Raw genomic sequence first — 25,283 nt, forward strand, 5'->3', positions numbered from 1 at the left:
GGGCTCGACGCCGAAGAGGGTGGAGTAGAAGGCGACGGACGCCTCGAGGTCGACGACGTCGAGGGCGAGCTGCACACGGCTCATGGCGGGTCCTCACACGATCTGAAGTGATATCGACGGGTGTCGATGCAGAAACACTGACAGGCAGTATTGACGTATGTCAATATGGGGGTATGACGATCGCCCCCGCCCCCGACGGACGCGCCCCGCTGGCCCAGGCCGTCGAGCGGTGCTGCGCCGCCGAGGGCAGCGCGCCGATCACCCGGGAGGACGCCGAGCTCGTCGCCCGCTTGCTGAAGGCGGTAGCCGACCCGGTACGACTGCAGATCCTGGGGATCGTGCGGTGCTCACCGGCGCAGCAGACGTGTGCATGCGATCTGCCCGAGCCCTTGGGCATCTCCCAACCCACTGTCAGCCACCACCTCAAGATCCTCGTCGAGGCCGGTCTGCTCACCCGCGAGCGTCGTGGTCAGTGGGCGTGGTTCACCCTCGTACCCGAGCGCCTCGCCCTAGCTCGTCGAGCCCTCGAGGTCTGAGCGGCGAAGACGAACCCCTGCGACGGGTCCTCGCACCACCCCTTCGCCATCGCGGTTGGGGCCCTGCTCGAAAAGATCGACACCACCTCACCGAGCCGTCTCACGCCGACTTTCGAACCAGACACTGAGCCGACCCACGTGCGTGGCGTGTCGCCGTCCGAAAACCATCGTCACTGAGCAGGCTGAAGTTCCCCTGCTGTGTCCCACTCGACGATCGTCACCGCACACGACCTCAGCGGACAGTCGGTAGGTTCCCTGCGTATGACCGAGATACCGAAGCAGCTGGTCCCGCTCGCCGAGGCCGGCTTTGGAGTCGAGGAGTCCCCCTGGATCGTCACAGAGGGGCCGTCAGAGAACTCGGCGGCGTACATCGTTGCCGAAGCAAAGCCGGGCGGCTACTCATACGGACTCGCATACCGACCTGGCTTGTCCGACGACGCACTCACCCTGCTCGCCGAAGAGGTACGGGCACGCATTGCGAGTCTGGCGACGGATGGTCCTGAGGGACCGTACGCATGGTCCACGGGCGAGCAGGTGCCGGGGTACTACTCGTGGCTCTCCCTGCATGACCTCGATCCCACGACCTTGTCGTAAACACTCTCGAGTAGGGACCGCTCGCTATCGTCACTGCACACGATCTGGCGGAGCCCTCGGTACGGCTAGAAAGGCCCACCCGCAATAATTCCGAAACCCGCACGTTTGAGCCTCGCGGCCCCCTACTGTGACGCCACCACGGTGTGCCGCTCTCACAGATTGGCTGAACATGCGACGAAGCTCGATTGCGATTGCTGCAGTAAGTGCGCTGCTGATAGCACCTGGCGTCGGCAGCGCCGCCGCCGCCACGCAGTACCCGGTGATCGTCAGCGGGATCGTGTTCCGCGCGGATGGCACGCGAGCAGCGAACACCAAGGTGCAGCTCTTCGCCGATGACCCCAACCAGCAGTCTCTCGTGAGCGACGGGGTGACCAGCACACCGGTACCGATGACCTCCCTGGCGGGAGTGACAACTGACGGCGTGGGCCGCTACTCGGTCTCCCTGCGCTCGGAGGCTGACCTCAACCCCTACGAGGACTCCGACGCCACGGTGAACATGACGGTGATCGCCTACGGGGATGGTGGTGATTTCGTTCAACGATCATTCGCGGCCGCCCCGCAGCAGGTCTCCTCGACGGGCACGGCATACCGGAACACGACGAACGGGGGTCGATCTGCGTCTGGCCCCGCCCGGTACGGTCACTGCGACGTCTTCAGCGCCATCGGCGAAGGAACCGGTGGCGAAGAACCTGGTCGCGGCCCGCTCCGAGAGCACCATGTCCACCGCCTCCGTCGATGACGCAGCGGATGACTCCTTCGAGGACGACGCAGACGCCACCGCCGCGGAGTCGCTAGCCCAGAAGTCCTCACTGGACTACGGGCCGGTCCCCTCGGGGTGCTTCAAGTCGTTCCAGAAGGACCTCGGAGCGCGCAAGGTCTTCGTGGGCGGTCACTACGACTACACCGACGGGGTGTCTCACTGGCTCAGCTTCAAGGAGTCAGCACAGTCCGAGATCGGCATCGGCGTCTCCGCATCCGGGGCGAAGGGAACATTCAGCGCCTCCGGCGGCACCAAGAAGGTCAAGGCCACCGACGACGTCGCCGACTTCGACAGGTCGAGCGTCAACGAGCACGACTACACCTCCTACCGGTTCGGCCTCTACAAGCTCAGCTGCGGCACGTCCGGACTGCCCAACTGGAGCCACAAGTACCTCAGCGAGGCCTACAAGTTCGCAGGCGGGGGAACCTATTGGAAGGGCGCGAAGACCCCAGCGGCGTGGAACTGCGTGCCACTGGCGAAGGGCCTGACGTACAAGAAGACCACGTCAAGGGCCTGGACCAACTCCATCGGTGCCAAGACCAGCGACCTCATCGGCGTCGACGTCAGCGCGCAGGCCGGCTACTCCGGCGAGGTCACCATCGGCTTCCAGTTCTGGTCGAAGTCGGGGCTGCTGTGCGGAACCAAGGACGACCCGGGCGGTAAGCCCGGGCTGCTGGTGGCCCGTGCGACGAAGTAAAGCAACAGGGGCGCTGCTCGGCGCGGCGCTGCTGCTCTCAGGGTGCTCACCCGAGGGCGGGGGCGACCAGCCGGGAGGGCCGGGCGCCTCGGAGGGTGGACCGGCAGAGCTCGGCGGCGACTCCGCCGAGCTCTGCCTACCCATGACGAAGGAGGGTGAGTACACCTACGGGTTTGAGAGCCTGACGAACTCGGGAGACGCACCACTGCAGATCGAGCAGGTCTCTCTTGTCGATCCCGCAGATGTGAGCATCGTCGACAGCTTCGTCGCACCGATCGAGAAGAACGCCAACGGCAAAGGAACCCTGCTCATCGGCGTCGTGAAGGGATGGGACCTGACCGACGAGGTCAAGTCCGGGGACTTGACCCCAGCGGCCGACGCGACGGTCAGCAGCGGTCAACAGGCGAGCCAAAACCTCGTCCTGCACCTCACAGCCCGGCCCGGCGCCTCGTTCAAGGCAATGCAGGTGCACTACCGCTACGAGGGCTCCCAATTCCGTCGAACATCGACCGTGTCGGTGAAATTTGCAGCCAAGTGCTGAATCGCAGGAGCCGACTGCTCGACTTCAGGTCGCACCCCCTCGAGGGCACCGGGGATCTAGACCTGGAGAGCCACCTCGACGGGCGCACAGCCCCGTTCTTCCCCACCGAGTGATACCCAGCTGGACCGACTTGCCATGGTTTTCGAACGCATCCAGGAGGCGCGGCGGCGCCTGCTCAGTGATGGTTCGAAAGTCCGCCAAAACCTGCTCAGTGACGTCTGATTTCCACTTCGACTAGGACCGAGTTGCACCCATCTCAAGGATCGGGGACGGAACCACCCGTGCGGCGCTAACGTCTGAGCACCATGAACCGAATGCCCGCCCCCGCCGCATCTGCCGCGGCTGTCCTCGCGCTGGGGGTTGTCGTCGCACCGACGGCTCACGCCGACTGCGCTGCGCCATCGATCACGGTCTCACCAACAAGCGCGAAGCCGGGGGACCGGATCACGATCGCCGGCGCCGCCTTCGGCACCGACTGCAACGACACCGGCAACGGTGACGAGGACGCCACCCCCGAACCAGTCCTTGGCGATCCCGCGGCCGACATCAATCTCGTCCTGAGCGCCGACGGCACCCGATCCACCCTCGCCACGGTCGACGCCGACGCCGACTATGCCTTCACCCAGCGCGTCACTCTGCCTGTCGACGTCACCGGACCGGTTGAGATCTACGCAACCCTCGCCGAGGGCTACGACACCGACCCGGTCACCCTGACAATCCGAGAGGGGCAGACCTCGACCGCCGCCGCACCCTCAGCATCCACCGAGGTCGCTCGGCCAGCTGTCGTCCAGACCGACTCTCCTTCCAGGAGCAAGGACTACGGGCCGGTCCTCCTGCTCGGTGGTGCAGGCGCCATCGCGCTGATCGCAGCCGCCCTCGGCATCGGCCGCTCCCGTAGACAAGGTGCGTCGAGCCCTGCCCACTGACGATCGTCACTGGACCGGGCTCGACGCCCCCCGCCTGCCGGAGCGGCGGATACCGAAGGCGGCTGCGGTCAGGGCTCGGGGCACGGGGCACGGGGCACGGACAGTCAGGCTGATGACGATGCGCGGGGAGCGGTGCGACGGGCCGCCATGCGGCGACGGTTCAGGACCGTAGCGAGAGTGAGCAGCGCCAACGCCGCGGTGCCAGCAAGTGCGGTGGCCCACCACGGGTGCCACGCCCACCACGCGGTCGACGTGCCGAACATGGACGCGCTGGCGCGGTGGTCGAGGCTGTTGGTGGCGACGACGAGGTCCCGAATGTCCAGGGCGGGATCGTAGACGGTGCGGGTGCGGAAGGGCTGACCGGGCCCGTCCGTCGCGGCGGTGATGCTGGTCCCGTTGCCTGCGAGGACCACCCCGATACCGCCTCGTGGGCCGTCGAGGACACGGACCGTGGAGATGCTCGGACCTTCAGGCTCGCCGGGACTTGCGCTCCAGTCCAGCTTCTTGTTGTTGAAGAACTGGTTTCGCTCGAGGTCGGATCTGGACCACACCACTTGCGTGGAGGTGGCGGAGTCGAGCGCAAGGAACGAGCCCCCTACGAGGCTCAACGCTCCCGTTTCCAGACGCCGACCCTCGTCCGCTGATGTCGCCAGCGCGACTGGCAGGCGTTGCAACGCGAGCTCGCGGACGTCGCCGTCTGCGATGTCGAGTGTCCAGGTCGCCGCGTCGAAGCCTTGTGCGGTCACTGGCAACGGTTTGGTCCGCACGTCCGCGATCAGAACGGTAGAGCTGCTCGTCCACCCCAGGAGGTGGTTGTCCCACGCGTAGAAGCCACGGCCGAGGGTCCCCCCGGCCCGTCCTCGCGTCGACGCGATAACGGTCCCGTCCGGTGCGATGACCTGCAGGAGCGGTGCTTGCCCTTCGCCGTCGATCATCACGGCCAGTGCGCTGCCGTCCGGGCTCCACGCCAGCCCGACGACAGAGCAGCTAGGACCCCTGTCGGTGCACTTGCGGGTGAGGACGTGATGCCTGCCGGACTCCAGGTCGTGCACGTGGATCTCGGTGCGCAGCAGGTCTTCCACCCGCGCGTTCGAGCCCTTGTCCGACGAGAGGCTGACCTGGACCGGCACGGCGAGCATCCGACCATCGGCAGAGACCGCCGGCGCGGTCGGCGTGCCCGTCATGACCCTGCCGCCGCCCGGATCAGGCGCGGCAGTCGGGTCGAGTCGCCATACCCGTCCATCTGGCGTGACAGCCTGCCACCGTGAGGCGTCGACCGATCCGAGGGCGGCGTCCTGGTCGTAGCTGCCGATCAGCGCGGACACCCGCACCCCCTTGGCTGGCAGCGGGTCTGGGTCGGCGTCGAAGCGCACCCGTTGCGGGTACCCGAGCGCGGCGCCGTCGGCCGCATCGACGCCACGGGGGACGACCGCGGGCACCAGGACCAGCGCGATGAGCAGCACGGCGGCCGCGGCCGCGCACAGGCCGACGAGTTGTGCACGAGCACCCCGCTTCAAGTCTGCTCGCCCGTCGGCCCACGCGGACGCGGCCAGGCGTATAGGGACGTCGTCGCGGGTGGTCTCTTCGGCCAGGTCGGTGAGGGCCTGGTGCAGGGTTGGGCTCATCGAAGGACCTCCTCGAGCGAGAGCCCGCGCAGGCGGGTCATCGCGTGGCGGGTCTGGGACTTCACGGTGTTGATCGAGCAGCCGAGCACCTCCGCGGTCTCGGCCTCGGTGAGCTGCTCGTAGTAGCGCAGGACGATCACCGCACGCTGCCGCGGTGGCAGCTGGGTCAGTGCCTCGCGCAGCGCGAGACGGGAGTCAACATCGGCGAAGCGGTCACCGGCTGATGGGGTGTGTTCGCTCGGTTCGGCGACGACGTGTGGTCGCGTTCGGCGTCGCCGCCACCCGTCGATGGCTCCGTTGTGCAGGGCGCGGCGGACGTACGCCTCGGGGTGACCGTCGCGCGACACCGCTTCCCAGTGCCTAGCCAGCCCGGCAAGAGCGTCCTGCAGGAGATCTTCGGCATCTGAGTGGTTCGCGGTGAGCAGGCGCGCGGTTCGCAGGAGCTCCGTCGAGCGCTGTTGCACGAAGGCCTCGAAGACGGCGAACACCTCGTCGTCACCACCGAAAGCCCTCACCTTCACTGCTGCTGCCCCTCATGTCGTTAACGCCCTGTCACCCACCCTGACGCAGTGCAGTGCCTCAACGGGTGCATCTACTCGAACGGTTCACGTCGGTGGCCCCAGCCCCGCTCAGTGACGATCGTCACCGCACGCACTTTGGAGCAGGATCCCGGGGACGGTCACCGGTCCTGCGTGAAGTCGAGGATGGGTAAGGACCGCTCGGATCGTTGATCTGCTGTCGGCGACCCAGGCAGGCCCTGCCACGTGCAGGTTAGGGAGTTACGCAGAGGGTCCGGCTCATAGGTCACGACCACCTGAGAGGGGTCCGTTCCCGGCGGCGGGCCGGCGTCTTGGCATCGCTGAAGAAATTGGTGGGACTCTCGGGAGTAGACGGCAGCGAAGACGACGAGGGCAGTGATCACGAGCCCAGCGATCGTCGAGACGACGGGATGGCGTCGCAGTAGGTGCACCTGGTCCCTCGAGGCGCGGCGTGGTCAGCGTCGGGCTGCCCGGCGGGTTAGAGCGGCTGCCGCGAGGGCGGATATGCCGGCGAGCACCGCCGCACCGATGGGGCCGTGGCCGGGTGATCCGCCGTCGGTCTGCACGACGGCGGGGACCTGCGGTGCGTCGTCAACGTCGGTGGGGTCGGCGACCGGGGCTGCAGGTGATCCCGGCGTCGGTGACTCGTCGTCGCAGCTCGCGACCACGATCCGGCCGGCGCCAAGCTCGAAGGCGCCGGTGGTGATCTCGTCGAAGTCCAGCCCGGTTTCGCGCAGGGCGTCGAGGTCGGCTTCGGTGAGCTCGAAGACCTCGTCGGCCGGTGCCTTCTGAGCGCCGCGAAGGCTGGGCAGCTGGTCGGGGACAGCGGTGGTGGGGTCGTCGGCCAGGGCCCGGGCGGCGGAGCGTCGAGCTGCGCTCGTGTCGCCGCTTCGTGCGTCGGCCTTGGTGGAGAACTCGCCGACGATGTCGGAGGTGAACCCTTCCCAGTGGTAGGTGCCTGCGGGGACGTCCACGGTGGCCGTTGCACCTGCCGGGACGATGCTGCCGTAGGGCTCGTAGCTGGTGGTGTCCTCGACCAGGAGGTAGGCCTCGGGGTTGTTTGCGGGGTTGGTGACGGTCAGCTGCTCGCACGTGGTGCTGCTGACCTGCAGGGGTGAGGAGTCCACCGAGGCGCACGCGGTGGTGTCGACGACGACATCGACGGTGTCCGCAGCCTGATCGTCAAGGACATATCCCTCGTCGGCGGTGATGTCGAGAGTCATCTCGGCCTGCTTGATGCCGTACTGGAACGCGAACTCCGAGCCGTCACCGAACAGCGCAAGGGCGCCTGGGATCTCTACGCCCTGCGGCAGGATCGCTGTCACGTCGTCGAAGGACAGCGAGTAGGTCACGCCCTCGGTCTCAGGGATGGTGATCGTGTCCTGACCAACACCGCACTCAGCGTCGGAGACCACCGGCACCCCCGGGGTGACGACCACCGGCTCTACGGCGTGAGCTGCGGCCAGCGGCGTCCCGAAGCTCACGCCGGCGAAGACGAGGAGGGCGGCGGTGGCGCGGGCGCGAGAGGGCATGAAGTCTCCGAAGTGAAATGGGGGGTGTCGACACCAACCTAGGGCTCGTCGCGATCCCCGGGATCCAGTCCGACGTTCAGACGGGTCACGACTAGATCTCAGGCGCAGGTCAGCAGCTCTATTGCGGCTGCGAGGGTGGGGTGATTGGTGACGAATCAGCAGCGTGCTAGCCCTATGCCTCGCGTGCGAGCTCGGGTCTGAGCGCGCGGAGCGCGACTAGCGCCGCGAGTATCTGGGCGACGACGAGCGAGCCGATGAGAGCACATAGGAGAGCCCATGGGGGATTCACCTGAGTCCCGGTCAGACGGAGCAGCATCGCGCCCACAGTTAGGCCTGTCACGGTGCAAGCCCCGGCGACCGCGAGGGTCGTGATGGCTGCCTGGGTGACGATTTGAACTCTGCGAACCACCCGTTGATCGGCCCCGATGGCAATCATTCGGCCGAACTGTCTCCTCAAAGAAGCAGTCCGGGCGTGCGAAGAGATGGCCGTGATCCCCAGCATCAGAGCCGTAAGCAGGAGGGCGCTGGCGACCAGAACTGCTGGCGTCACCGGTTGGCGCGGTGGGTGGTATCGGTGCAGCAGGCTTTGATCCAGGCCCCGCCCCCGGACCGCGTCCACCGCGCTGTCCATGCTCTGGGCGGTTGGTGAGGATTAGTCCTGGGGCAAGGAGGGCGGGGCGCCTAGCTCGAGGCGCTCTGCTAGTCGGCGGGTTAGAGCGCTCACGTCCTCTCGAGCCAGTGCGACGGGGTCGGTGCCGCGCATCGATTTCACGGGCCGCCAGACGTCTGCCGACACTTTGCGCCCGACGCGCACTCGTGGGCCTACGCGTTCGGCGTCGAACCAGATGACGATCTCAGCGATCTTCACCGGGGACCTCGCCCACCACTGGAACCACTCGTCGCTGCTCGTGACGTACTCGAGCAGCCGCTCGACCTCGGGGAGGTAGTCACCCGGTACCCCGTTGGTCGGCCCGCCGCCGATGAACACCATCTCGTGTGGCTGCTCGGGTGCGCTCACCCCTCGTCCGGCCGCAGTGACGTCGAATCCTGAGGACGCTGGCGCTGATGGGCCAGCTACGGCGAGGCGGGCCGAGCGGATCAAGGCGTCGACAGTGCCGAGATCCCACTGCCTGGCCTCGGCGAGCCGCTTCGTCCCCGCATCAACCACATCGCAGAGAAGCAGAGCCTGCTCGTGATCCGACAGGCCGGCCACGAAGCGGGGCAGGACGGCGGTGATGAGTTCTGAGCCGTCTGGATTGTCGCAGTAGGCCAGGGCCGTGATCTGACGGTCGGCTTTGTCGGTCCAGTGGAGGCTGACGTCGATGCGCGAGCTGGGCCCGACGAGGCCGGACTCCGATAATGAGGCGGAGTAGTGCTCGTGCACCAACCCCATCGACTGGTCGAGCGATGAGGCAGGCCCCTCCCGCGAAGCGACGTCCCACAGATCGACTGTTCGAAGGCGTGCCATGCCCGCAACCCTAGGCGGGTACCAGCAGGCTCAGCGATGGTCGGTTCGAGCGCCCACCCGATGGGGATCGGGGGACTTACGGTCCCCGTCGTCGGTCCTGCGTGGCCGCCAGAGCCAGGTAGTGACCTGCTGGCTCGTGGATACCGTGGCGCTCCCACAGGGCTGATCGTCTGTGGTGGGCGACCCAGCGCACGTCGTACGCCCCGCCGTCATCCTCGTAGACCACGGTTCCAGCGAGCAGCTCAGCGATCAGGACATAGGGGTCGTAGTCCTCCTCGATCTCCACCGTCCCATCTGCCCACGTGGTGAGGATCCAATACCCGGAGCTGCTGGTGAAGGACGAGCTGCGCGCGGCCTCGGCTCCAACGGCCACCCAGCCGGCCACGCGCCCGTCGCGCACCAGCTCTCCAACCGCACCATCCAATTCATCAGCCTGCATCCCGTTCAGACGGTCCCTAGGTGCCATTTAGAGATTGTGCCGGGTGGTGCGCCTCCGGCGTCAGCGACCGCGCTAGCAGGGGTATGAGTGCTGTTCACTAACGATCGTCACCGCACACTTAATCTGAGGGTCCTACTCAAGCGACACGCAGACCGCCGCGACGACATGCAGAGGCAGCAGCGAGACCCACGGTCCGAAGGTCGTGAGCACAGGCAAGCCCGCCGGCTCTGAGACACGGCAACACGCTGCCCACCCTCCAGTGGCCCTCGTGAATCCGCACCCGCAGGGGCCTAGGAAAGCGGGCGACGGGTCGACAAGGTTCTCATTACAAGACCCGGACCCTCACCAACGTCTCTGTTGAGTACATCTAGAGTTTTGCTTCTACCTGCTCCGGGGTGTCACCTACGAGTTCGTGAGGGAGCCCAGGCGCGGAGAGGAGGTCAGGGGTACGAGGTGTGGCAGCGAGCTTGCCATCCGTCACCCGGTAAGTCCCGGCCTCTCCAAAGCTATGGAACTCGGCTTGCTGGTTACCGGTGCTCGCGGAGACTTTTTTGAGCACCAGGACTGCTGATTCGCCCGGCTTGAGCCACGGCTGTCCTGGTTCGGTGTACCGCTCGGCGTTCGCGGTGTCGGTATCGCCGGAGTTGCGCCACTCGTACACCCCGTTCTCAACCGTGACGGAGCTGTCGGCGAGTGACCCATTCAGAACCTCATCGACCGACACGACGATCGACCGAACCGTCATGAACGAATCAATCTCGCCCGAAGGTGACCCGTGTGACTCACTTTGGACTGTTCCGAGGATGGTGATGTGTTCGCTCGCATCGTCGACCGAAGTCACGTTGTCGATGACCCTGCCGTGGTAGGCACGCACGCCAGGGTCGGTCGCCTCAGTAGAGCGGGTCGACGACGAGGGTGCCGCCGACTCTGACGCGGTGGAAGAGCATCCGCCAAGCACGGCGAGAGCTAGAACGCAGGGAGCCGCAAACTTTGACGCCTTGATCATGATTGGCCTTCTTACTTAGTTGTAGTAACTCTCGTCCTGCATGTGGCCTGTGTTGTGCGTTCCCAGGAACGGCGGGTAAACAGCGGAACTGTTGGTCATGCAGTGGAACTCGCTGGGGTTGTCGACTTGGCCGTCGTCCGCAGGATGGGTCAACCCCACCGAGTGCCCGATCTCGTGACACAAGAGGGACTGGCGTTCCGATCCGTCCAAGGCGTCGAAGGCAGAGCTCCGGATCCGAACATGTCCGTGGTCGCACACTCGGCCCGAGCCGATTTCGGAGCAGCTGTAATGACCGCTGAGATTCCCCGGTATCCCGTCGCCGTTGCCGCTAAGCATCATGTGGACGTCGGAGCTGCCGTGGTACTCCGTCCGCGCGGTCGTCCACCCTGGCACGTTGTTGTAGCTGTCGGACCGCGTCGCATTGGTCCAGTAGGTGGCGGAGCTAGACATGCTGTCGCCGTAGTAGAAGATGTGGTGTCTGCTGTTCGCGGGACACGGCTTGGCGTCACCGTAGGCGCAACCTTGCTCGTTGAAGTTCGCAGAGACTGTTGGCGCGGCCATCACCCCCGTAGCTGCGAGCAGCACTGTCGAGATCAGGACCCCACTGAACTTTCGAAGTGCTTTCATGCCCGAAACCTAACAGCGTGCGCTTCTGCTCGAGAGGGTTGCGACGGTGCCGCCTCCTGCGAGACGGAGACCGAGGGTCCTACACAGCTGGTGTTAGCCGACGGTGCGGCGGCAGCTCCCAGCGTCAGCGCAGTGGCGGCGGATGCGACGAGCGTCAATCATCTCCTTGGGCGTGCTGTTGTCGACTCGCCCCGGTTATGGCAACCGCTGGTACTGGTTCTGGCTCATCGTGGGCCTACCCGCTGGCCTGGGCTGGCTGGCCTACGCGCGCCTTGAGCACCTTGCTCCGCGGACCAAGGAGCGTCGCGATGGAGGTTTCGTCGGCTTCTTCACCATGATCGTGGGCAGTTTCGTCTTTGGTGTCGCCCTGATGCTCCTTGCCAACGCCACCGGCATGAGCGTCATACCCAGCTGAGCAACGGCCATCCCAGTTGATCATGGTCAAGTGCGACTGCGACTGAGAGCGATTCGTCGCGAATCACCTGCCGGTCGGCGTGCTCGGGCGGAGGGAGGAGCGTGCAGCGCAGCAGGATCCTCGGGAAATCGCCCCCCGCTATTCGCGCCGACGACGACCCTTGGTCGACGCGTCATCAGGCTTGCGTTCGGAGTGGGCGACCCAGGGACTGCGGTGGCGATCTTGCTGGGCGTCCCGATGCGTTAGCGGGGCGTGGCTACGAGGAGGGACACGCAGGCTGCCGCGACGACGAGCAGCGGCAGCACCGAGATCCACAGTCCGAAGGTCATGAGCGAACACAAGTTGGTCGTCTCCGAGACCGGCAACACGTTGTCCACTCTTCGGGGTCGGTGCGACGGCGAGTCGCTCCCGCAGGGGGGCTAGGTACCCACGCCTCGAAGGGCTGAGGACGGCGCCTCGCGACGCGTCGACGACGGGTGTCCCCGGCCGTGGAACCGGCGCGCACCTCGTGCCGTCCCAGTAGGCAACCAATCGGTAACAGAAGCACTCGGTCGGTCGTTCGCGCAGGTCAGCCGGCTCTTGCTGGGTACGGTCGCGGTTCGGTCCGGGTGGGGTGCTCGGACGTAGCAGGGGAGACAGCATGGATGAGCGGTATGCCGCGATGCGCAAGAAGGCGCAGTACCACGCCGCACGGTCGAGGCAGCGGGCCGCGCGGATCGTCGAGCTCGAGGCAGCGCTGGATCGGGCCGAGTCAGCGGTCAGGGCGGACCGGGTGCCCCCGGTCTACGGTGCGACGCGCTACAGCGTCTTCGTCCCCGGCAGCCTGGAGTGGCAGCTGTCCTCGACGGGCGAGGACGAGCAGGCCTACCGGGAGCGGCTGTGGTCGGCCGAGCGGATGGGCCCGCGCCAGCAGGTCTTCCTCGAGTGGGCGACGCCGATCTACCAGGGCTTCCACGACGCCTACGGGTACCGCCACGTCGTGCAGTACAGCGCCGAGATGCCGGCGCGGTGGCGCGACGCCCTGCTCGACGCCGCGGCGACCTACCCCGTGCTGCTGCCCGTGCCCTCGCACCGCTGGCAGGACCGGGTCGGGGCGATCCGCGAGGACCTGCGCGCCCGCGACGCCGGGCCCGGCCCGGTGGCCTGGCTGCGCGTCGACGACGACGACCTGCTCGCCACGACCTTCCTCGACCGGCTGGTCCCGCTGGTGACGGCCGCCCACGACGGGTGGTCGGTCTCCTTCGGCAAGGGCCTGACGGCCGAATACGAGGACGGGCGGCTCCACCGCTTCGGGCTGACCAACCGCACGATGGCCTCGATGGGGCAGACCTTCGTCGGCACGGTCGACCGCTCCGGCAGCCCGACCTTCCCCCCGCTCGTCAGCCACGTGCGCGCCCACCGCGAGATGCCCGTGGCCGTCGACTCCCGCGAGGTCGCCTACCTGCGCCTGCTCCACGACCAGCAGGACCGCGACCTCGCCGCAGACCCGGTGCAGAACCCCACCGACGCCTACCACCTCGAGCACCTCGACGAAGACCTTGCCCGGCTCTTCCCCACTGTGCTCGCCCACGCCGAACGCCCCGAGGAATCACTCGTGACCTCGGCACCCCGCCGCCAGAGGCCGTAGCGACGTCAACGGGGTAGACGGGCCCGCGAGGAGGGGAGTACCGCAGGCCCGCCTACGCCCACCTCGTCGCACCATGCTCTGCCGACGGGGGCTTAACTGGGCGCAGATCTGGCGCCTGGTGTGCGGTGAGGATGATCAACTGGGATGGCCGGTTGCTTAGCTGGGTATGACGCTCATGCCGGTGGCGACTGCTGGACGAAGCAACCTGTCGACGAGGCAAGGATTGTCTGGTCTGCGATTGCCCTCAGGCCGAGTCTCAAGCGGGTTGCCCTGCCAGGCCGTCGGCTTCGCCCTCGGAGGCTTGCGGGATGCGCATCTCGAAGGTGTCTGTGACGACGGTGTAGTCGTAGTAGCCCATGCGTGCGATCGGTTTGATCTTCGGGATGTCGAGTTTGCCGTCGCTGGTCAGGACGTCCTCGTCGATGTGGATCCGTTCGACCTTTGCGAAGACGATGTCGATGGTCCCGACGTCGGAGTCACCGCGCATGCGGTGGGTCGAAAGGTAGCGGCACTCGAAGTGCACGGGGCTCTCGGCGACCATCGGCACCGGGTGCAGATCGGCGTAGCTCGGAGTCAGCCCAGCTCGTTCGAACTCGTTCTCATGGGGCGGTAGAGCCATCGCGCTGATGTTCACGGCCTCGCGTAGGTCGTAGGTGGCCATGTTCCACACGAACCACCCGGTCCGCTCGGCGTTGAGAACGGTGTCCTTGCGGCGTCCGTCGGGGTACTGGTTCGCGGAGAACATCACCATGGGCGGGTCGAAGGTGAGGTTCTGCCACTGGCTGTATGGGGCGAGGTTCTCTTGCCCCTCGGGGCTGACCGAGGACAACCATCCGATGGGTCGGGGGACGGTGCAGCTCTTGAACGGGGAGAAGGGCAGCGGGCTCTTCTGCGTGCTCGGGTCGTACTTCATGATGGTGACCTCCGGGTCATGGGGGTGGGGGCGAGTTCAGCGAGTCAGAACGGGGTCGGGCGCGCCGATCCCTGCTCGACGGGACAGGGCGAGGTAGATGCCACCGGAGACGAGGATGCCGAGGACCCAAGCCACTTCTGCACCACCCATCCAGCTGGCGATGGGGCCGACGTAGAGGCTGGAGTTCATGAAGGGGATCTGGACGACCACTCCCAGGATGTAGGCGACGAAGGCGCCTGTGTTGTAGCGCCCGTAGATGCCGTCGCGGGCGAAGAGCTGGCCGACGTCGTAGCGCTCTCGGCGCACCCAGTAGTAGTCGACGAGGTTGATGGCCGACCAGGGCGTCATGAAGTAGAGCAGGAAGAGCAGGAAGTCGGTGAAGGTGGCGATGAAGTTGTCGGTCGCGGCCAGCGCGATCCCCAAGGAGATGACTGAGATGACGCTGATGTAGATGGCCCGGTGTCGGGGTCGGATCACTGAGTGCCCGGTCAGGCTGGTGACGATGGTGGCTACCGACATGTACCCGCCATAGGAGCTGAGGGTGTTGCCGGTGAGCTTGCCGCAGATCACGGCGACCAGAACGACGGGGGCGAGGACTCCACCGAGGTCGGCCAGGTAGGCCACGGGTGCCGAGCTGAACTCCTCGCCGCCCAGTGCTGCGGCGAGTGCGCCGAGGGTCATCGCGATGGACCCCCCGACCACGCTGCCCGCGAAGGTCCAGCCGAAGGTCTGGGAGCGGGGCGTCTCAGCGGGGAGGTACCTCGAGTAGTCGGCGATGTAGGGCCCGAAGGTCAGCTGCCAGGAGGCCGCCAGGGAGATCCCCAGGATGAAGGGTGCAGCCGCGAACGAGCCGTCCTGCATGAGCTCGGAGGCGGAGGGGGCGGTCAGCACCCGTGCGAAGAGACCGATGAAGACGACGAGGCTGAGCACTGCGGCCAGGTGGGAGAAGCGGTGGATGTGGCGATACCCGAAGAGGGCGAGCACGGTCGACATCAGGGCGAAGACCACGGCTCCGAGGGTGGCGGGGACATGCAGCAGGCTCGAGGTAGCTTGACCGCCGAGCACCAGGCCCGTGGCGTAGAAGCCGATGTAGATCATCAGGGCGAGCACCAGCGGCAAAGTGGCCCCGAAGTACCCGAACTGGGCCCTGCTCTGGATCATCTGCGGGACCCCGAGGCGTGGCCCCTGGGCTGAGTGCAGGGAGGTGAAGAAGCCACCCAGCGCATTGCCGATGACGATCGCGGGGAGCGACCACAGCGCTGAGTTTCCAAGCACCACGAACAGCGCGCCGGTGACCACGGCCGTGATTGAGGTGTTCGCCGCGAACCACACGAAGAGCAGGCTGCGTGGCCCCCCATGGCGTTCCTCGGGCGGGATGAAGTCGATGGAACGCTGCTCGATCGTGGACGTGCCGGCCATGATGGCCCCCTCGGTCTTGGGTGACGACGGCAACCACCGGTTGCCAGACGACGACATCCGTCGTGGGCGTGCCTCCGGTGGCAGTGCTGATATGCAACCAATATATTGGTTGCATATCAAGAGGTTCGGCGTGACGATCTCAGGTGGCGACGGCCACTGCGTCACCTCGCCCTAGGATCGGCCTCGAGGAGGCACACGTGACGCCACATCAGGGCAAGGCTGTGCAGGCCTACCACCGGCTTGAGCAGATGATCGTCTTCCAGGACGTCGAGCCCGGCTCGCTCATGTCAGAAGCCCAGCTCATGGAGCTCACCGGACTCGGACGTACGCCTGTACGCGAGGCGTTGCAGCGGCTCGCGCGCAACGGGATGGTCGAGATCCACCCCAACAAGGGCGTCCTCATACCCCCGACCTCAGTAGAGGCCCAGCTGCGCATGCTCGAGCTGCGCCGAGTGCTCGAGGCCCTGGCGGTATGCCTGGCCTGCCAGCGCGCGACAGCAGCGGATCGCGAGGAGATGCGGGGAGTCGTGCGCCAGCTCGAGGTGGGCGGGCTCGGCTTGCGCGAGTACGCCGAGACCATCAAGAGCACGCACGATCTCCTCGCCCGCAGCGCGCATAACGAGTACCTCGCAGACGCCCTCGCGCCCCTACAAGGGCTGTCCCGACGCTTCTGGTACGCCCATGTCGTCGACGAGAGGGCTGAGGTGAAGGCCGGCGGCGATCACCACACCTCGATCCTTCACGCGGTCCTTGACCGCGATACGCAGTCCGCTGAGGCCGCCTCGCATGCCCTCAACGACTACCTCGTCGAGTTCTCCTACGCCACGCTGCGCAGTCACACCGTGCCCCCGCTCCCCTGAGCGCAGGTCTGCGGGCCTGCTGGTATCGCCGTGCGGTGCTCTCACCCGCTTGGCAGTCGAGGGCTCAGTCTTCAGGGCCGCGGCTGGCCAACGGCCGCTCGATGGGGATCGGGATGGTTCCAGCGCGGCCGGGGCAGACACGAGCCAGACCAAGCACGCTACGTCTGCGGCGGGGCGTGGACACCCGCGGGGCGTTCTGCCGTCCGACCCCACCGATGGGGTGCGGCATCGTGCGTTAACGAGGGTCTATTGCGACTTTGAGGTGGGGTGATTCGTGGACGAATCAAAGGTGCGCTAGTCCCTATGCCTCGCGACGGTGAGCGAGCCGAGCAGTGCCAACGGGAGTGTCGATGGGGGGTTCACTCGAGTCCCGGTCAGACGGAGCAGCATCGCGCCCACGGCTAGGCCCGTCACGGCGCAAGCCCCGGCGACTGCGAGGGTCGTGATGGCTGCCTGGGTGACGATTTGAACTCTGCGAACCACCCGTGATCGGCCATCTGCGCTTGTTCCTCGCCCTGATCTCGTCCGGCACGGCGGGCGCAGAGGGGCGACGGGCGCCTCCCTGCGCGGGGCTACGGCTGAGACCACGCCCTCAGGACGCAGCGCCGGCGGGTCTTATGTTCTTGTGCTGATGAGTGACCGGTCGTGGGGTTGGCGTCGTGCTTTGAAGCGGTCTGCGGATTTGGGGATGAGCTCGTCGAGGCGTAAGGCTGAGTGAACGGGGTTGGCTACAAGGAGCGTTGCGCCGATCTCATCTGCGATGGCCTGTGAGGCGCCGGGGCCGCCGATGGCTACCTGGGTCACCTCGACGAGCCGGGCCGCCGTGTCCGCAGCGGCAGCAAGCGCCTCGGGTCGGGTGGCACCGAGGACGACGAGGTCGGCACGGGCGCGCACCGCCGCGGAGGCGACCGCGTCCAGAGGGGTGTCTCCCCCGAGGTATCGCACCGTCCATCCCCGTCGCGTGAGGAGCGTAGAGATCATCAGCAGGGCGATGTCGTGGCGTTCGCCCGGGGGGCAGGCCATGACGGCTGTGCGGCGGCCCCCCGGGTGGAGGTCCTGCGCCAGGCTCCCGATGTGCTTGCGGATGATGTGGCTGATGAAGTGCTCGTGAGCGACGGTGACGGTCCCGTCCTGCCACTGCTGTCCCAGGAGACGGAGGTAGGGCAGGTAGACGGCGACCATTGCTGCCTCGACCCCGAGTGTCTGGGTCGCGGCCGCGACGGCCCTCCTGGCAGTTTCGGGATCCAGGCTTCGCACCGCGTCGTCGACCCGCGCGATCAGCACCTGGGCGGTGGGGGTGTGGATAGGCGCGTCGCGGGCTAGAGCGACGGCTTTGGCCAAGGGCACCCCTTGAGCTTTCAGCGCGATGACGTCGTGGGCGATTCGTTCGTCGCGCTCGGAGTACAGGCGATACCCGGAGGAGGTGCGCTGCGGTTGAAAAAGACCAAAGCGCCGCTCCCACGCCCGCAGCACGTCCACCGACAGACCGGTTCGACGGGCCAGCTCACCGATTCGGATACCTCTCATACCCCTAATCGTAGACTTACGACGTAAGTTTGGCTTGTCGAGCGGTGTCGCTCGGGGCGCCGAGCAAGACACGTACGATCGCCGTCTAAGGTCAGTTTCAAGTGACGGAACGCTCCACAGGGAAGGTGCCGATGGGCTCCCAGTCAGAGACGCCAGGCAGGGCACGGCTGAGTAGAGATCTCATCGTGCGTTCGGCCCTGGCCTACATCGACGCGCAAGGTGCTCAGAAGCTGACGATGCGGTCCTTGGGCAGCGCCCTGGGCGTCGAGGCAATGTCGCTGTACCGGCACGTGTCCGGCCGTGAGGACCTCCTCGAGGCCGTCGTCGCCCAGATGCTGCGAGGCCTGGAAGAAGACCTTGACTCCGAGCTCTCCGAGACCTGGCAGGGCTACCTGCAGACCTTCGCCCATCAGGTGCGAGCCGTTGCGGTAACCCACCCTCACGCCTTCCCGCTGGTGGCCACCCGTCACCCCGCCGCGCCGTGGCTGCGCCCCCCGCTGCGCAGCCTGAGCCTGGTCGAGAACTTCCTCAGCACGCTCATCGGCCACGGGTTCACCGAAGATGGGGCTGTTCACGTCTACCGGTCCTTCAGTGGCTTCCTCTTGGGGCACCTGCTGCTGGAGTCGGTCGTGCACGGCGCGCAGACCTCCCCGGTCGAGCTGGCCCTCGACGAGGGCGAGGCCCGCATCCCCGAGGACGACGCCGAGCTCGATCTCGAGGACTTCCCCACCGTCGAGCGGTTGCGAGCGGCGCTGAGCGAGGACCACTCCAAGGCCGAGTTCGAGATCGGGCTCGAGGCGCTCATCGAGCGAATCGAGCTGCACATCTCCCAGTAGCACCCTCACCCGGCCGCCGCCGAGCAGAGCAAGTTGGGCGGTCGATGAGATCCCGGTCAGCCAGGGACCACCAACCTGCTTACATCGTAAGACTGGCTGCTAGATTCCCGATCGTGCACACAGACCGCGCTCAGCTGCAGCTCGAGGCGCTGGGCGACGCCAACCGTCGGGCGATGGTCGAGCTGCTCGCCTCTGGTGGTCCCCAACCGGTGGGGATGCTCGCCGCTCAGCTGCCGATCAAGCGGCCCGGGGTCTCGCAGCACCTGCGGATCCTCAAGCAGGCGGGGCTGGTCACGGACCTCGCCGACGGGACGCGCCGCATCTACGCGCTGGACCGCGAGGGGATCATCGACCTGCGCGCCTACCTCGACAGGGTGTGGGCGCCCGCCGCAGCAGCAGCGCGAGAGGATGACGAGCGCGGCTAGAGGTCGCTCCAGCTGCGCGTCCAGCGAACCGCGCCAGCGAACGTCAAGCCCAACCCGATGATCGCCAGGAGCCCACCGGCGGTGTCGATCTGCGGTGAGGGCATCTCGACCATGACGACGGTCAGCCCGGCGGCGACGAGGAGCACCCCGATAGTGGTCAGGAGTGCAGGCCATCTGCTCATGCGCTATCAAAGCGCGTGCGAGAGCCCGTCGTCACCCCTCCTCGGGGTGTACCTGGGCAGCGGCACCGGCCGAAGTTGAGAGCGGCGAGAGCAGAGCCGGGTAGGGACGCCGGTCAGTGCGAGGCCCCGCCCCGCACCTCACGCCCCGTCGATTCCCGGCTCTTCCCTCTTTGCCTCGTCGCCCTCAACCCCGCCCCCCGGGCGCCCTCGACCACTGCTGCGGTCTGAGGCGGGCTAGCTGTGCGGCCGTTGCGCCAACACTACTCCCGGCCTCTACTTTCTCCTTACGTTCTCCCGGCGTAGAGGTGAAAGGGGCGTAGAGGGTCGCCGCCGCAGCACCGCGCCGGGTTGCAGACGACAGCAGGCGGGTCTGGTGCATCACGAGGTGCTACCAGACCCGCCTGCCATCGGGGGGAGGCGCCTATATAAGCGCAGGTCGCGGGGTTAGTCCAGGGTGTAGTCGGCGTTGTCGATCTTGCGGTGGTACCGCATGCCGGTGATGCCTCCGAGGATGGCGCCGATGAGGGTGACCGCGGCGACGGTGACCAGGGCAATGATCCCGGTGGTCGTCGCGTCGTCGGTGCTGACGGGGATGCTGGGCAGTGCGTCGAGCTGGGACAGGACGTCGAAGCGGTCGCCGGCGATCAGGCCGAGGACGGCGATAACGATCGCGACGAGCACAGCCCACAGCCACACCGCGATGCCCTGCTTGGCGCCGTCGAAGCGGGCCATGCGGCCGGCGACGTAGCCGCCGGCGAAGTAGGCGATGAGCAAGATGACAAGCAGGGCTACGGCGCCGGCGATGCCGACGTCCTTGGCGTTGTTCGCGGCGTCCTGCACGGTGGTGTCGGTGCTGAACCCGATCGCGCTGCCGGTGCCGGCGACCAGGGCCGCCAGCAGGACCGTCAGGCCGACGGCAGTCAGCCACCCGAAGAACGCGGCACCGAACTTCATGCCGCCGAACCGCTCCTTCTGCTGCGTGCGCAGGGAGTCGTGGTGGGTGGGGCGGCTGTCCTTGCTCGGCGAGGTGCGCCCGGTGTCGTGGGTGTCGCGGTCGGTGTGGCGGCGGGTCAGCCCGTCGGCGTCAGCGCGGCGAGCACGGTCTTGGTCTCGGCGGTGGTTCTCTTCGCCCATGCTGGTGCTCATGTGCAGCTCCTGATTCGTGTGCGTGTGGTTGGGGGTGCAGACGCAGCAGTCCCCCATGACCTACCGGGGCCATGGGGGACTGCCGGTGGGGATCAGCCGCGCTCGGTGTTCTCGCGCCGGGTGGCCTCGTCGGGCAGATCGGCCTCGATCTGCTCCTTGCGCACCTCTTCGCTGACCTGCTGCTCGTCGGTGACGGTCTCGGTGCCGAGCTTGACGCGCTCGACCGGGACGGTCTCCTTGTTGACCACGACGCGCTCCTCGGTGAGGGTCACCTCGTGCTCCTCCTCGGTGAGGTCGCCGCCGGACAGAGCCTGGTCGCGGTTGGCGTCGGTGATGGGCTCGCGCTCGAGGCGGACCTCCTCGCGCTGGACCGGGACGGTGGTGGTGACGTTCTCGGTGACGACGTACTTGCGCAGCCGGGCACGCCCGGTGGCGACCTTCTCGGTGCCCACGTTCAGGCGCTCCTCCGAGCGGGTCATCGCGTCATCGGTGTTAGGGCCGGAGGTGTCCTGCCCCTCGCTGTGCACATCCCGGCCTTCGCCACGCAGGTCCTGGCCCTGTCCTGCGAGGTCTTGCCGGTCCTGATCTGTGCCGGCGCTCTCGATCCCGTAGTAGCGGTAGAGCTCGGCCTCGTCGTCGGCGTCGAGGTGACCGTCGGCGTCGACGCGGGGGGCATCCTTGATGACGGACTTGTCGAAGGCGACCGCGACCTCGTCTTCGCCGCGCACGGTGGCGCCGCGCAGCGGGATGAAGGACTCGCTGGTGCCGAAGAGACCGGTGTTCGCGGTCACCCACTCGGGCTGGCCGCTCTGGTCGTCGAGGTAGACCTGGCCGACCTTGCCGACCTTCTCGCCGGCCGCGTCGATAACGGTGCCGCCAGCCATGAGGGTGCTGATCTGCTCGGTAGAAATCATTGATTCCTCCACTTTCGATCGATGGGGCTTACTTCGTAAACATAGCCTGAGGTTGCCGGGCCCGGCCGGGCCGCAGGGACCCCTCTTCGGGGTGTATCCGTTTGGCCCGGGGCGGGCGCGGCGGGCCTCAGCCCTGGTTGCGGTCGAAGGGGACGTCGGCGGCTTGAGCGCCACCGGTGGGGCGGGTGCGCGCCTCGGCGGCCTGGGCCTTGTCCTTGGCCTGCTGGGCCTGCTCCTTGACCGAGGGGGCCTTGGCGGCCTCGGCCTTGATGTTCTGGGTCTCGCTCTCCATCGTCCCGAGGTAGCTCTCCCAGCGGGCCTGCATGGGCTTGATCAGACCGCCGCCGACGCCGACGACGAGGATGCCGCCGATGGTGGCCAGGACGGTGATCAGGACCGGCAGGGTGACGGTGGTGGCGATGCCGACCTGGTTCAGGGCAGCGATGATGCCCAGGCCCAGGATGAACGCGGCAGCGATGTTGGCCAGGATCTTGCCGTAGGACAGCCCGCCGAGGGTGTTGGCGATGAGCTCGCGCACGGCGGTGGCGATGGCCGCGGCCAGAACGACGATGACGATGGCCACGACGATGCTGGGCAGGAAGGCGATGACCCGGGTGAGCAGGTCGCTGATCGGGTTGGGCCCGAACACGCCGAAGGCGAGCTGGAGCACGAACAGGATCAGGGTGTAGTAGACGAGCTTGCCCACGATCGAGGAGGCGTCGTACTGAGACTTCGCCAGGGCCCGCTTGACCCCGCCACGCTCGACGGCGCGGTCGAAGCCGACCCGCTCGAGGATCTTGTCGACGGCCTTGCCGATGACCTTGGCCACGATCCACCCGATGACCAGGATGAGCAGGAACATGACGATCTTGGGCACGTACAGGGCCAGGGCGACCCACAGCTGGTTCAACGCGTTCTCCACGAGGAGCACCTCTCGCTTGGCTTACACCGTAAATTTACGGTCCGCTGGGTAGTGTGCCAGAGTCGTAAGCGTGAACGAACATTCGCTGCCCACGCAATGTCCGCAGTGCGGATGCGCGCAGATCTCAGTGGTCACCGACCGGCGGTTCGACGCCCTGGGCGAGCACGCAAAGCACACGGTGACGTGCTCGCAAGGGCATACGACGACCTACGGCGACACCCGCGCACCCGCCTCACCCCGCTCGCTGCTGGCCACGGTCCGCGACGCACTGACGAAGTAATCAGGCAAAGGGGCCGGCGGCACGCGTGGACCTCTCCACGTTGGCCGCCGCCTGCGCCGCCCCGCCGATGTTTTCGCGCTGCGAGCTCGCGCTGGTTCTGTGAGACTCGTCGGTCATGGTGGACACACCAGGCGATGACCAGGGCCAGCGACCTCGCGCTTCTCGCCGGCAAGCTGACCGGCGCCGGGACGACGCCTACGAGCGGTTCCTCACCGACGTCGATCTGGCGCTGCGCGCCAGGGGGTGGTTGCACGCATCGGACCTAGGTCTCTACGAGTCGTGGGAGGACGAGTGGTGGGAATACCCGCCCTCGCGGCCCTCCGGCCTGTCATCGGGTACGGACGGGGACGCGACGAGCATCTCGGCCTCCGATCCGAAGCGGGGCACACCCTGTGCGTGGAGTACGCGACCTGTCACCCGATCGAACGAGCCCAGCGCGCCGAGTACCCCGACCTGGCGCCGTTGCTGCGGCAGATCGCGATCATCGAGGCCTACCGCTCCCCGGTCATCCCCCTTCGCCGCGACCTGTGATCCTCTCTCTCAGAGGCTCACGTGGCGTTGTCGTCGTCGGCGCGCCCCCGGGCGGGGAGGGCCGGGTCCTGCTGGACCTTGCCCTCGATCTCCAGGCCCGGGTCGCCCTTGGACTCTCCGGCGACCTCCTTGGCCTTGCCGACCAGCTGGTCCTTCGCGTTCTCGATGTTGTCGCCGATGCCCATCTACGTCTCCTCGAAAGCAATCGTGCTCCTGTCGTTCAACATAGCGAAGCCCCGGCGGGAGGTCGCGTCAGAAGAGTGCCCCTTCGGGTGGAGACCTGACCCCGGGGGCCCGGGGTTGACTGATCCGGTCCGCCGATGGTGCTTGTGGCTGACCACGGCGGTCCGCCCCCCGGGGCAGGGGCCGACACGCCGTCCTGGCCTCTGCTCCGGCGAGGGTGCGGGGGCGCTCCTGCCTAGTGCGGGTCTGGTGGAACTGGGGGCGCCTCGCGGTCATCCCCGTGGGGAAATAGGCGGGCCCGGGGGCTGGCGCGGAAGCCGTGCTCGACACCCCAGAGGATGGCCTGGGAGCGGGAGTCGACGCCCATCGTGCGGTAGGCCGCTCTGATGTAGGACTTCACCGAGTTCAAGCTCAGGTAGCAGCGCTGCGCGATCTCGTTGTTGTTCAACCCGGCCACGATCAACACGATCATCTCCGACTGTCGCGGTGTGAGCCCGTGCTCCTTGCCGGGCCAGTCGCCCTCGTGGGTGTCTTTACCATCGACTTCCGGCGGTGAAATCACGCTCTGGCCGGCCCAGATCCGCTCGAGCGCCTCGACGAGCTCAGCGCCGCCGAGGGACTTCGACAGCACCCCGGACACGTGCCGGGTAGCGGCGATCTGAATGACCTTGTCAGTGATCGCCCAGGTGTAGAGCACCGTGTGCTGCACCATCGGGTCTCGAGCGAGCCGGTCAATCTCCCGGTGATCGCCAGCGGCCGCCGCGTACGTGTCGTACAAGACGACATGAACCGGTTGAGAGACCGGCAAGCCGGAGTCGAGCTCGACGACCTCGACCCGGTCGGCAAAGGGGGCGAGCATCACCGCGATACCGCGGACGACGACCTCGTAGTCGTTGAGGACCGCGACCCGCACGGGTGGCGTGTCTCGCTCCACCCGCTTGTTGAGTTCCATCCACCGACCGTAGACCCGTGGTAAGGACCTACCAGTAGCGAGGATGGGTGCTCGGCGCATGGGGGACAAGCAGGTGCGCATAGCGGGAGCAGGTGCGTGCTACGTCGTTGAGAGACACCCACGGGTTCTCGAGCGAGCAGACTCTTGTTCGAGGTCCTCACCGGCTCGCATTCTCCTCGCGAATGCCGTCGTAGTCGGTGTAGCGGGGAGTCGGAGGGCCCTGAGGGAGCATGCATGACGCTTCCCGCTCGTCGAGACCCTTGCTGCGTGCGCGCCAGTAGGCAACGTTGCTGCGGGCGTCCTGGAGCAACTCGTTGACCGGGCCTTGGCTCTCGGGCGAGACCTCGCGCCAGGCTGTGGAGACCTGGATGAGGGCCTCGAGGACTACCTGCCATTGCTGCTCAGTCGCCTCGAGGCTCCTACGCCCTGCGGGAAGGTTCGTCATGATCGTCCTACTGGCCGTGGTCAGGCGGTAGTGGACACGGTGAGCAGCACGACGGAGTCGTCAATGGCTTCGAGGTCGTGCCGGGCTGGCGGGATCGGCAGGTAATCACCGGTGGAGGCCTCCCACTGCTCCTCGCCGGCGTGAAGGCGCACCCGGCCGCTGATGATCTGCAAGGTGGCCTGCCCGGGGCTGTCGTGCTCGCCCAGGGCTGTGCCGGCGGTCAGGGCCAGCACGGTCTGCCGCAGGGTGGCCTCGTGCCCGCCATGGATGGTCTTGGCTGCGCGGCCGGTCCTGGCGTGGCGGGCAGCGGCCAGCTGGGTGGTGGCCACGGTGCTCAGGGAAAGGACGTCGGTCATGTCGCTCCTACCGTCGGTGTCAGACCCGGGGATCGACGGGGCACGCTTCGAACCAGCCGG

30 protein-coding genes are annotated in these 25,283 nt (G+C 67.0%); 12 read left to right on the top strand and 18 right to left on the bottom strand.

Annotated elements, in window-relative coordinates; all coding sequences use genetic code 11:
* Positions 1-173: 173 nt before the first annotated feature.
* From ABIB53_RS09155 to ABIB53_RS09180, 6 genes are all read left to right on the top strand, one after another.
* A complete protein-coding gene (locus tag ABIB53_RS09155; RefSeq protein ID WP_354587944.1) occupies positions 174-536 on the top strand; it encodes an ArsR/SmtB family transcription factor in 363 nt (120 codons plus the stop codon).
* Positions 537-797: 261 nt separating this feature from the next.
* The gene (locus tag ABIB53_RS09160; protein WP_354587945.1) at positions 798-1,130 is read left to right on the top strand and encodes a hypothetical protein; all 333 of its coding nucleotides are present in this window, start codon (positions 798-800) and stop codon (positions 1,128-1,130) included.
* Positions 1,131-1,299: 169 nt separating this feature from the next.
* Entirely contained in the window at positions 1,300-1,869 is a 570-nt protein-coding gene (locus tag ABIB53_RS09165) for a peptidase associated/transthyretin-like domain-containing protein (protein ID WP_354587946.1), read from the top strand.
* Positions 1,808-2,587 carry a hypothetical protein gene (locus ABIB53_RS09170; protein ID WP_354587947.1) on the top strand — a complete coding sequence of 260 codons (780 nt, stop codon included), beginning with the start codon at positions 1,808-1,810 and terminating at the stop codon, positions 2,585-2,587. The genes ABIB53_RS09165 and ABIB53_RS09170 overlap by 62 nt, the downstream gene beginning before the upstream one ends.
* Positions 2,588-2,729: 142 nt before the next feature.
* Positions 2,730-3,128, top strand: coding sequence for a hypothetical protein (locus ABIB53_RS09175; protein WP_354587948.1), 399 nt, complete (start codon positions 2,730-2,732; stop codon positions 3,126-3,128).
* A 314-nt stretch (positions 3,129-3,442) separates the two neighbouring features.
* A complete protein-coding gene (locus ABIB53_RS09180; protein ID WP_354587949.1) occupies positions 3,443-4,054 on the top strand; it encodes a hypothetical protein in 612 nt (203 codons plus the stop codon).
* Between the two features lie 104 nt (positions 4,055-4,158).
* Here the strand turns inward: ABIB53_RS09180 and ABIB53_RS09185 are convergent, their stop codons facing one another.
* The 7 genes from ABIB53_RS09185 to ABIB53_RS09215 all read right to left on the bottom strand — a co-directional run bounded on the left by ABIB53_RS09185 (position 4,159) and on the right by ABIB53_RS09215 (position 11,290).
* The gene (locus ABIB53_RS09185) at positions 4,159-5,679 is read right to left on the bottom strand and encodes a WD40 repeat domain-containing protein (protein ID WP_354587950.1); all 1,521 of its coding nucleotides are present in this window, start codon (positions 5,677-5,679) and stop codon (positions 4,159-4,161) included.
* Positions 5,676-6,167 (bottom strand): SigE family RNA polymerase sigma factor, encoded by a 492-nt coding sequence (locus tag ABIB53_RS09190; RefSeq protein ID WP_354587951.1) that lies wholly within the window; start codon positions 6,165-6,167, stop codon positions 5,676-5,678. The genes ABIB53_RS09185 and ABIB53_RS09190 overlap by 4 nt, the downstream gene beginning before the upstream one ends.
* Before the next feature lie 506 nt (positions 6,168-6,673).
* Positions 6,674-7,750, bottom strand: a complete 1,077-nt coding sequence (locus ABIB53_RS09195) for a hypothetical protein (RefSeq protein WP_354587952.1) — start codon at positions 7,748-7,750, stop codon at positions 6,674-6,676.
* A gap of 652 nt (positions 7,751-8,402) precedes the next feature.
* Positions 8,403-9,218, bottom strand: coding sequence for a hypothetical protein (locus ABIB53_RS09200; RefSeq protein ID WP_354587953.1), 816 nt, complete (start codon positions 9,216-9,218; stop codon positions 8,403-8,405).
* Between the two features lie 76 nt (positions 9,219-9,294).
* Positions 9,295-9,684: a hypothetical protein gene (locus tag ABIB53_RS09205; protein WP_354587954.1), complete on the bottom strand. Its 390-nt coding sequence runs from the start codon at positions 9,682-9,684 to the stop codon at positions 9,295-9,297.
* A gap of 340 nt (positions 9,685-10,024) precedes the next feature.
* Positions 10,025-10,531 carry a hypothetical protein gene (locus tag ABIB53_RS09210; protein WP_354587955.1) on the bottom strand — a complete coding sequence of 169 codons (507 nt, stop codon included), beginning with the start codon at positions 10,529-10,531 and terminating at the stop codon, positions 10,025-10,027.
* 147 nt (positions 10,532-10,678) lie between these two features.
* The gene (locus tag ABIB53_RS09215) at positions 10,679-11,290 is read right to left on the bottom strand and encodes a hypothetical protein (protein WP_354587956.1); all 612 of its coding nucleotides are present in this window, start codon (positions 11,288-11,290) and stop codon (positions 10,679-10,681) included.
* 172 nt (positions 11,291-11,462) lie between these two features.
* Between ABIB53_RS09215 and ABIB53_RS09220 the strand changes: the two genes are divergently transcribed.
* Both ABIB53_RS09220 and ABIB53_RS09225 read left to right on the top strand, forming a co-directional pair.
* On the top strand, positions 11,463-11,705 hold the full coding sequence (locus ABIB53_RS09220; RefSeq protein ID WP_354587957.1) for a hypothetical protein: 243 nt from the start codon (positions 11,463-11,465) through the stop codon (positions 11,703-11,705).
* Between the two features lie 640 nt (positions 11,706-12,345).
* Positions 12,346-13,332 (top strand): glycosyltransferase, encoded by a 987-nt coding sequence (locus tag ABIB53_RS09225; protein WP_354587958.1) that lies wholly within the window; start codon positions 12,346-12,348, stop codon positions 13,330-13,332.
* A 256-nt stretch (positions 13,333-13,588) separates the two neighbouring features.
* Here ABIB53_RS09225 and ABIB53_RS09230 read toward each other — a convergent pair whose 3' ends face one another.
* Together ABIB53_RS09230 and ABIB53_RS09235 are read right to left on the bottom strand one after the other, a co-directional pair.
* Positions 13,589-14,245, bottom strand: a complete 657-nt coding sequence (locus ABIB53_RS09230) for a flavin reductase family protein (RefSeq protein ID WP_354587959.1) — start codon at positions 14,243-14,245, stop codon at positions 13,589-13,591.
* A 36-nt stretch (positions 14,246-14,281) separates the two neighbouring features.
* Complete coding sequence (locus tag ABIB53_RS09235) at positions 14,282-15,664, bottom strand: purine-cytosine permease family protein (RefSeq protein ID WP_354587960.1); 1,383 nt, start codon at positions 15,662-15,664, stop codon at positions 14,282-14,284.
* Positions 15,665-15,861: 197 nt separating this feature from the next.
* Here ABIB53_RS09235 and ABIB53_RS09240 point away from each other — a divergent pair, with 197 nt between their 5' ends.
* Positions 15,862-16,524 (top strand): GntR family transcriptional regulator, encoded by a 663-nt coding sequence (locus ABIB53_RS09240; protein ID WP_354587961.1) that lies wholly within the window; start codon positions 15,862-15,864, stop codon positions 16,522-16,524.
* 615 nt (positions 16,525-17,139) lie between these two features.
* Here the strand turns inward: ABIB53_RS09240 and ABIB53_RS09245 are convergent.
* Entirely contained in the window at positions 17,140-18,051 is a 912-nt protein-coding gene (locus ABIB53_RS09245; RefSeq protein WP_285838458.1) for a MerR family transcriptional regulator, read from the bottom strand.
* A gap of 185 nt (positions 18,052-18,236) precedes the next feature.
* Between ABIB53_RS09245 and ABIB53_RS09250 the strand changes: the two genes are divergently transcribed.
* Positions 18,237-18,887 (top strand): TetR/AcrR family transcriptional regulator, encoded by a 651-nt coding sequence (locus ABIB53_RS09250; RefSeq protein ID WP_240312406.1) that lies wholly within the window; start codon positions 18,237-18,239, stop codon positions 18,885-18,887.
* 113 nt (positions 18,888-19,000) lie between these two features.
* Positions 19,001-19,312: an ArsR/SmtB family transcription factor gene (locus tag ABIB53_RS09255; protein ID WP_251720802.1), complete on the top strand. Its 312-nt coding sequence runs from the start codon at positions 19,001-19,003 to the stop codon at positions 19,310-19,312.
* Here ABIB53_RS09255 and ABIB53_RS09260 read toward each other — a convergent pair.
* The 4 genes from ABIB53_RS09260 to ABIB53_RS09275 form a co-directional block, all read right to left on the bottom strand.
* Positions 19,309-19,458: a hypothetical protein gene (locus tag ABIB53_RS09260; RefSeq protein ID WP_354587962.1), complete on the bottom strand. Its 150-nt coding sequence runs from the start codon at positions 19,456-19,458 to the stop codon at positions 19,309-19,311. The two genes, ABIB53_RS09255 and ABIB53_RS09260, sit on opposite strands and share 4 nt — an antisense overlap.
* Before the next feature lie 480 nt (positions 19,459-19,938).
* Positions 19,939-20,640 (bottom strand): hypothetical protein, encoded by a 702-nt coding sequence (locus ABIB53_RS09265; protein WP_354587963.1) that lies wholly within the window; start codon positions 20,638-20,640, stop codon positions 19,939-19,941.
* Positions 20,641-20,732: 92 nt separating this feature from the next.
* Positions 20,733-21,554, bottom strand: a complete 822-nt coding sequence (locus ABIB53_RS09270) for a DUF2382 domain-containing protein (protein WP_354587964.1) — start codon at positions 21,552-21,554, stop codon at positions 20,733-20,735.
* Between the two features lie 127 nt (positions 21,555-21,681).
* Positions 21,682-22,476 (bottom strand): mechanosensitive ion channel family protein, encoded by a 795-nt coding sequence (locus tag ABIB53_RS09275; RefSeq protein WP_354587965.1) that lies wholly within the window; start codon positions 22,474-22,476, stop codon positions 21,682-21,684.
* A gap of 676 nt (positions 22,477-23,152) precedes the next feature.
* Here ABIB53_RS09275 and ABIB53_RS09280 point away from each other — a divergent pair.
* On the top strand, positions 23,153-23,287 hold the full coding sequence (locus ABIB53_RS09280) for a hypothetical protein (RefSeq protein WP_354587966.1): 135 nt from the start codon (positions 23,153-23,155) through the stop codon (positions 23,285-23,287).
* 17 nt (positions 23,288-23,304) lie between these two features.
* On the opposite strand, the gene ABIB53_RS09285 is transcribed toward ABIB53_RS09280, so the two are convergent.
* From ABIB53_RS09285 to ABIB53_RS09300, 4 genes are all read right to left on the bottom strand, one after another.
* Positions 23,305-23,472: a CsbD family protein gene (locus tag ABIB53_RS09285; protein WP_354587967.1), complete on the bottom strand. Its 168-nt coding sequence runs from the start codon at positions 23,470-23,472 to the stop codon at positions 23,305-23,307.
* Positions 23,473-23,705: 233 nt separating this feature from the next.
* Complete coding sequence (locus ABIB53_RS09290; protein WP_354587968.1) at positions 23,706-24,422, bottom strand: helix-turn-helix transcriptional regulator; 717 nt, start codon at positions 24,420-24,422, stop codon at positions 23,706-23,708.
* A 157-nt stretch (positions 24,423-24,579) separates the two neighbouring features.
* A complete protein-coding gene (locus ABIB53_RS09295; RefSeq protein WP_354587969.1) occupies positions 24,580-24,867 on the bottom strand; it encodes a hypothetical protein in 288 nt (95 codons plus the stop codon).
* Between the two features lie 20 nt (positions 24,868-24,887).
* Complete coding sequence (locus tag ABIB53_RS09300; RefSeq protein ID WP_123093777.1) at positions 24,888-25,223, bottom strand: cupin domain-containing protein; 336 nt, start codon at positions 25,221-25,223, stop codon at positions 24,888-24,890.
* Between the last annotated feature and the right edge of the window lie 60 nt (positions 25,224-25,283).

Source organism: Janibacter sp. UYMM211 (assembly GCF_040547045.1).
GTDB classification, from domain to species: domain Bacteria; phylum Actinomycetota; class Actinomycetes; order Actinomycetales; family Dermatophilaceae; genus Marihabitans; species Marihabitans melonis.

Bases quoted from the DNA above. Each gene is read 5' to 3' on its own strand.
- ABIB53_RS09155 (WP_354587944.1), top strand. From the start codon at position 174: ATGACGATCGCCCCCGCCCCCGACGGACGCGCCCCGCTGGCCCAGGCC.
- ABIB53_RS09285 (WP_354587967.1), bottom strand. From the start codon at position 23,472: ATGGGCATCGGCGACAACATCGAGAACGCGAAGGACCAGCTGGTCGGC.
- ABIB53_RS09245 (WP_285838458.1), bottom strand. From the start codon at position 18,051: ATGAGAGGTATCCGAATCGGTGAGCTGGCCCGTCGAACCGGTCTGTCG.
- ABIB53_RS09215 (WP_354587956.1), bottom strand. From the start codon at position 11,290: ATGAAAGCACTTCGAAAGTTCAGTGGGGTCCTGATCTCGACAGTGCTG.
- ABIB53_RS09165 (WP_354587946.1), top strand. From the start codon at position 1,300: ATGCGACGAAGCTCGATTGCGATTGCTGCAGTAAGTGCGCTGCTGATA.
- ABIB53_RS09195 (WP_354587952.1), bottom strand. From the start codon at position 7,750: ATGCCCTCTCGCGCCCGCGCCACCGCCGCCCTCCTCGTCTTCGCCGGC.
- ABIB53_RS09295 (WP_354587969.1), bottom strand. From the start codon at position 24,867: ATGACGAACCTTCCCGCAGGGCGTAGGAGCCTCGAGGCGACTGAGCAG.
- ABIB53_RS09180 (WP_354587949.1), top strand. From the start codon at position 3,443: ATGCCCGCCCCCGCCGCATCTGCCGCGGCTGTCCTCGCGCTGGGGGTT.
- ABIB53_RS09300 (WP_123093777.1), bottom strand. From the start codon at position 25,223: ATGACCGACGTCCTTTCCCTGAGCACCGTGGCCACCACCCAGCTGGCC.
- ABIB53_RS09205 (WP_354587954.1), bottom strand. From the start codon at position 9,684: ATGGCACCTAGGGACCGTCTGAACGGGATGCAGGCTGATGAATTGGAT.
- ABIB53_RS09160 (WP_354587945.1), top strand. From the start codon at position 798: ATGACCGAGATACCGAAGCAGCTGGTCCCGCTCGCCGAGGCCGGCTTT.
- ABIB53_RS09290 (WP_354587968.1), bottom strand. From the start codon at position 24,422: ATGGAACTCAACAAGCGGGTGGAGCGAGACACGCCACCCGTGCGGGTC.
- ABIB53_RS09270 (WP_354587964.1), bottom strand. From the start codon at position 21,554: ATGATTTCTACCGAGCAGATCAGCACCCTCATGGCTGGCGGCACCGTT.
- ABIB53_RS09200 (WP_354587953.1), bottom strand. From the start codon at position 9,218: ATGGCACGCCTTCGAACAGTCGATCTGTGGGACGTCGCTTCGCGGGAG.
- ABIB53_RS09235 (WP_354587960.1), bottom strand. From the start codon at position 15,664: ATGGCCGGCACGTCCACGATCGAGCAGCGTTCCATCGACTTCATCCCG.
- ABIB53_RS09265 (WP_354587963.1), bottom strand. From the start codon at position 20,640: ATGAGCACCAGCATGGGCGAAGAGAACCACCGCCGAGACCAAGACCGT.
- ABIB53_RS09225 (WP_354587958.1), top strand. From the start codon at position 12,346: ATGGATGAGCGGTATGCCGCGATGCGCAAGAAGGCGCAGTACCACGCC.
- ABIB53_RS09175 (WP_354587948.1), top strand. From the start codon at position 2,730: ATGACGAAGGAGGGTGAGTACACCTACGGGTTTGAGAGCCTGACGAAC.
- ABIB53_RS09185 (WP_354587950.1), bottom strand. From the start codon at position 5,679: ATGAGCCCAACCCTGCACCAGGCCCTCACCGACCTGGCCGAAGAGACC.
- ABIB53_RS09230 (WP_354587959.1), bottom strand. From the start codon at position 14,245: ATGAAGTACGACCCGAGCACGCAGAAGAGCCCGCTGCCCTTCTCCCCG.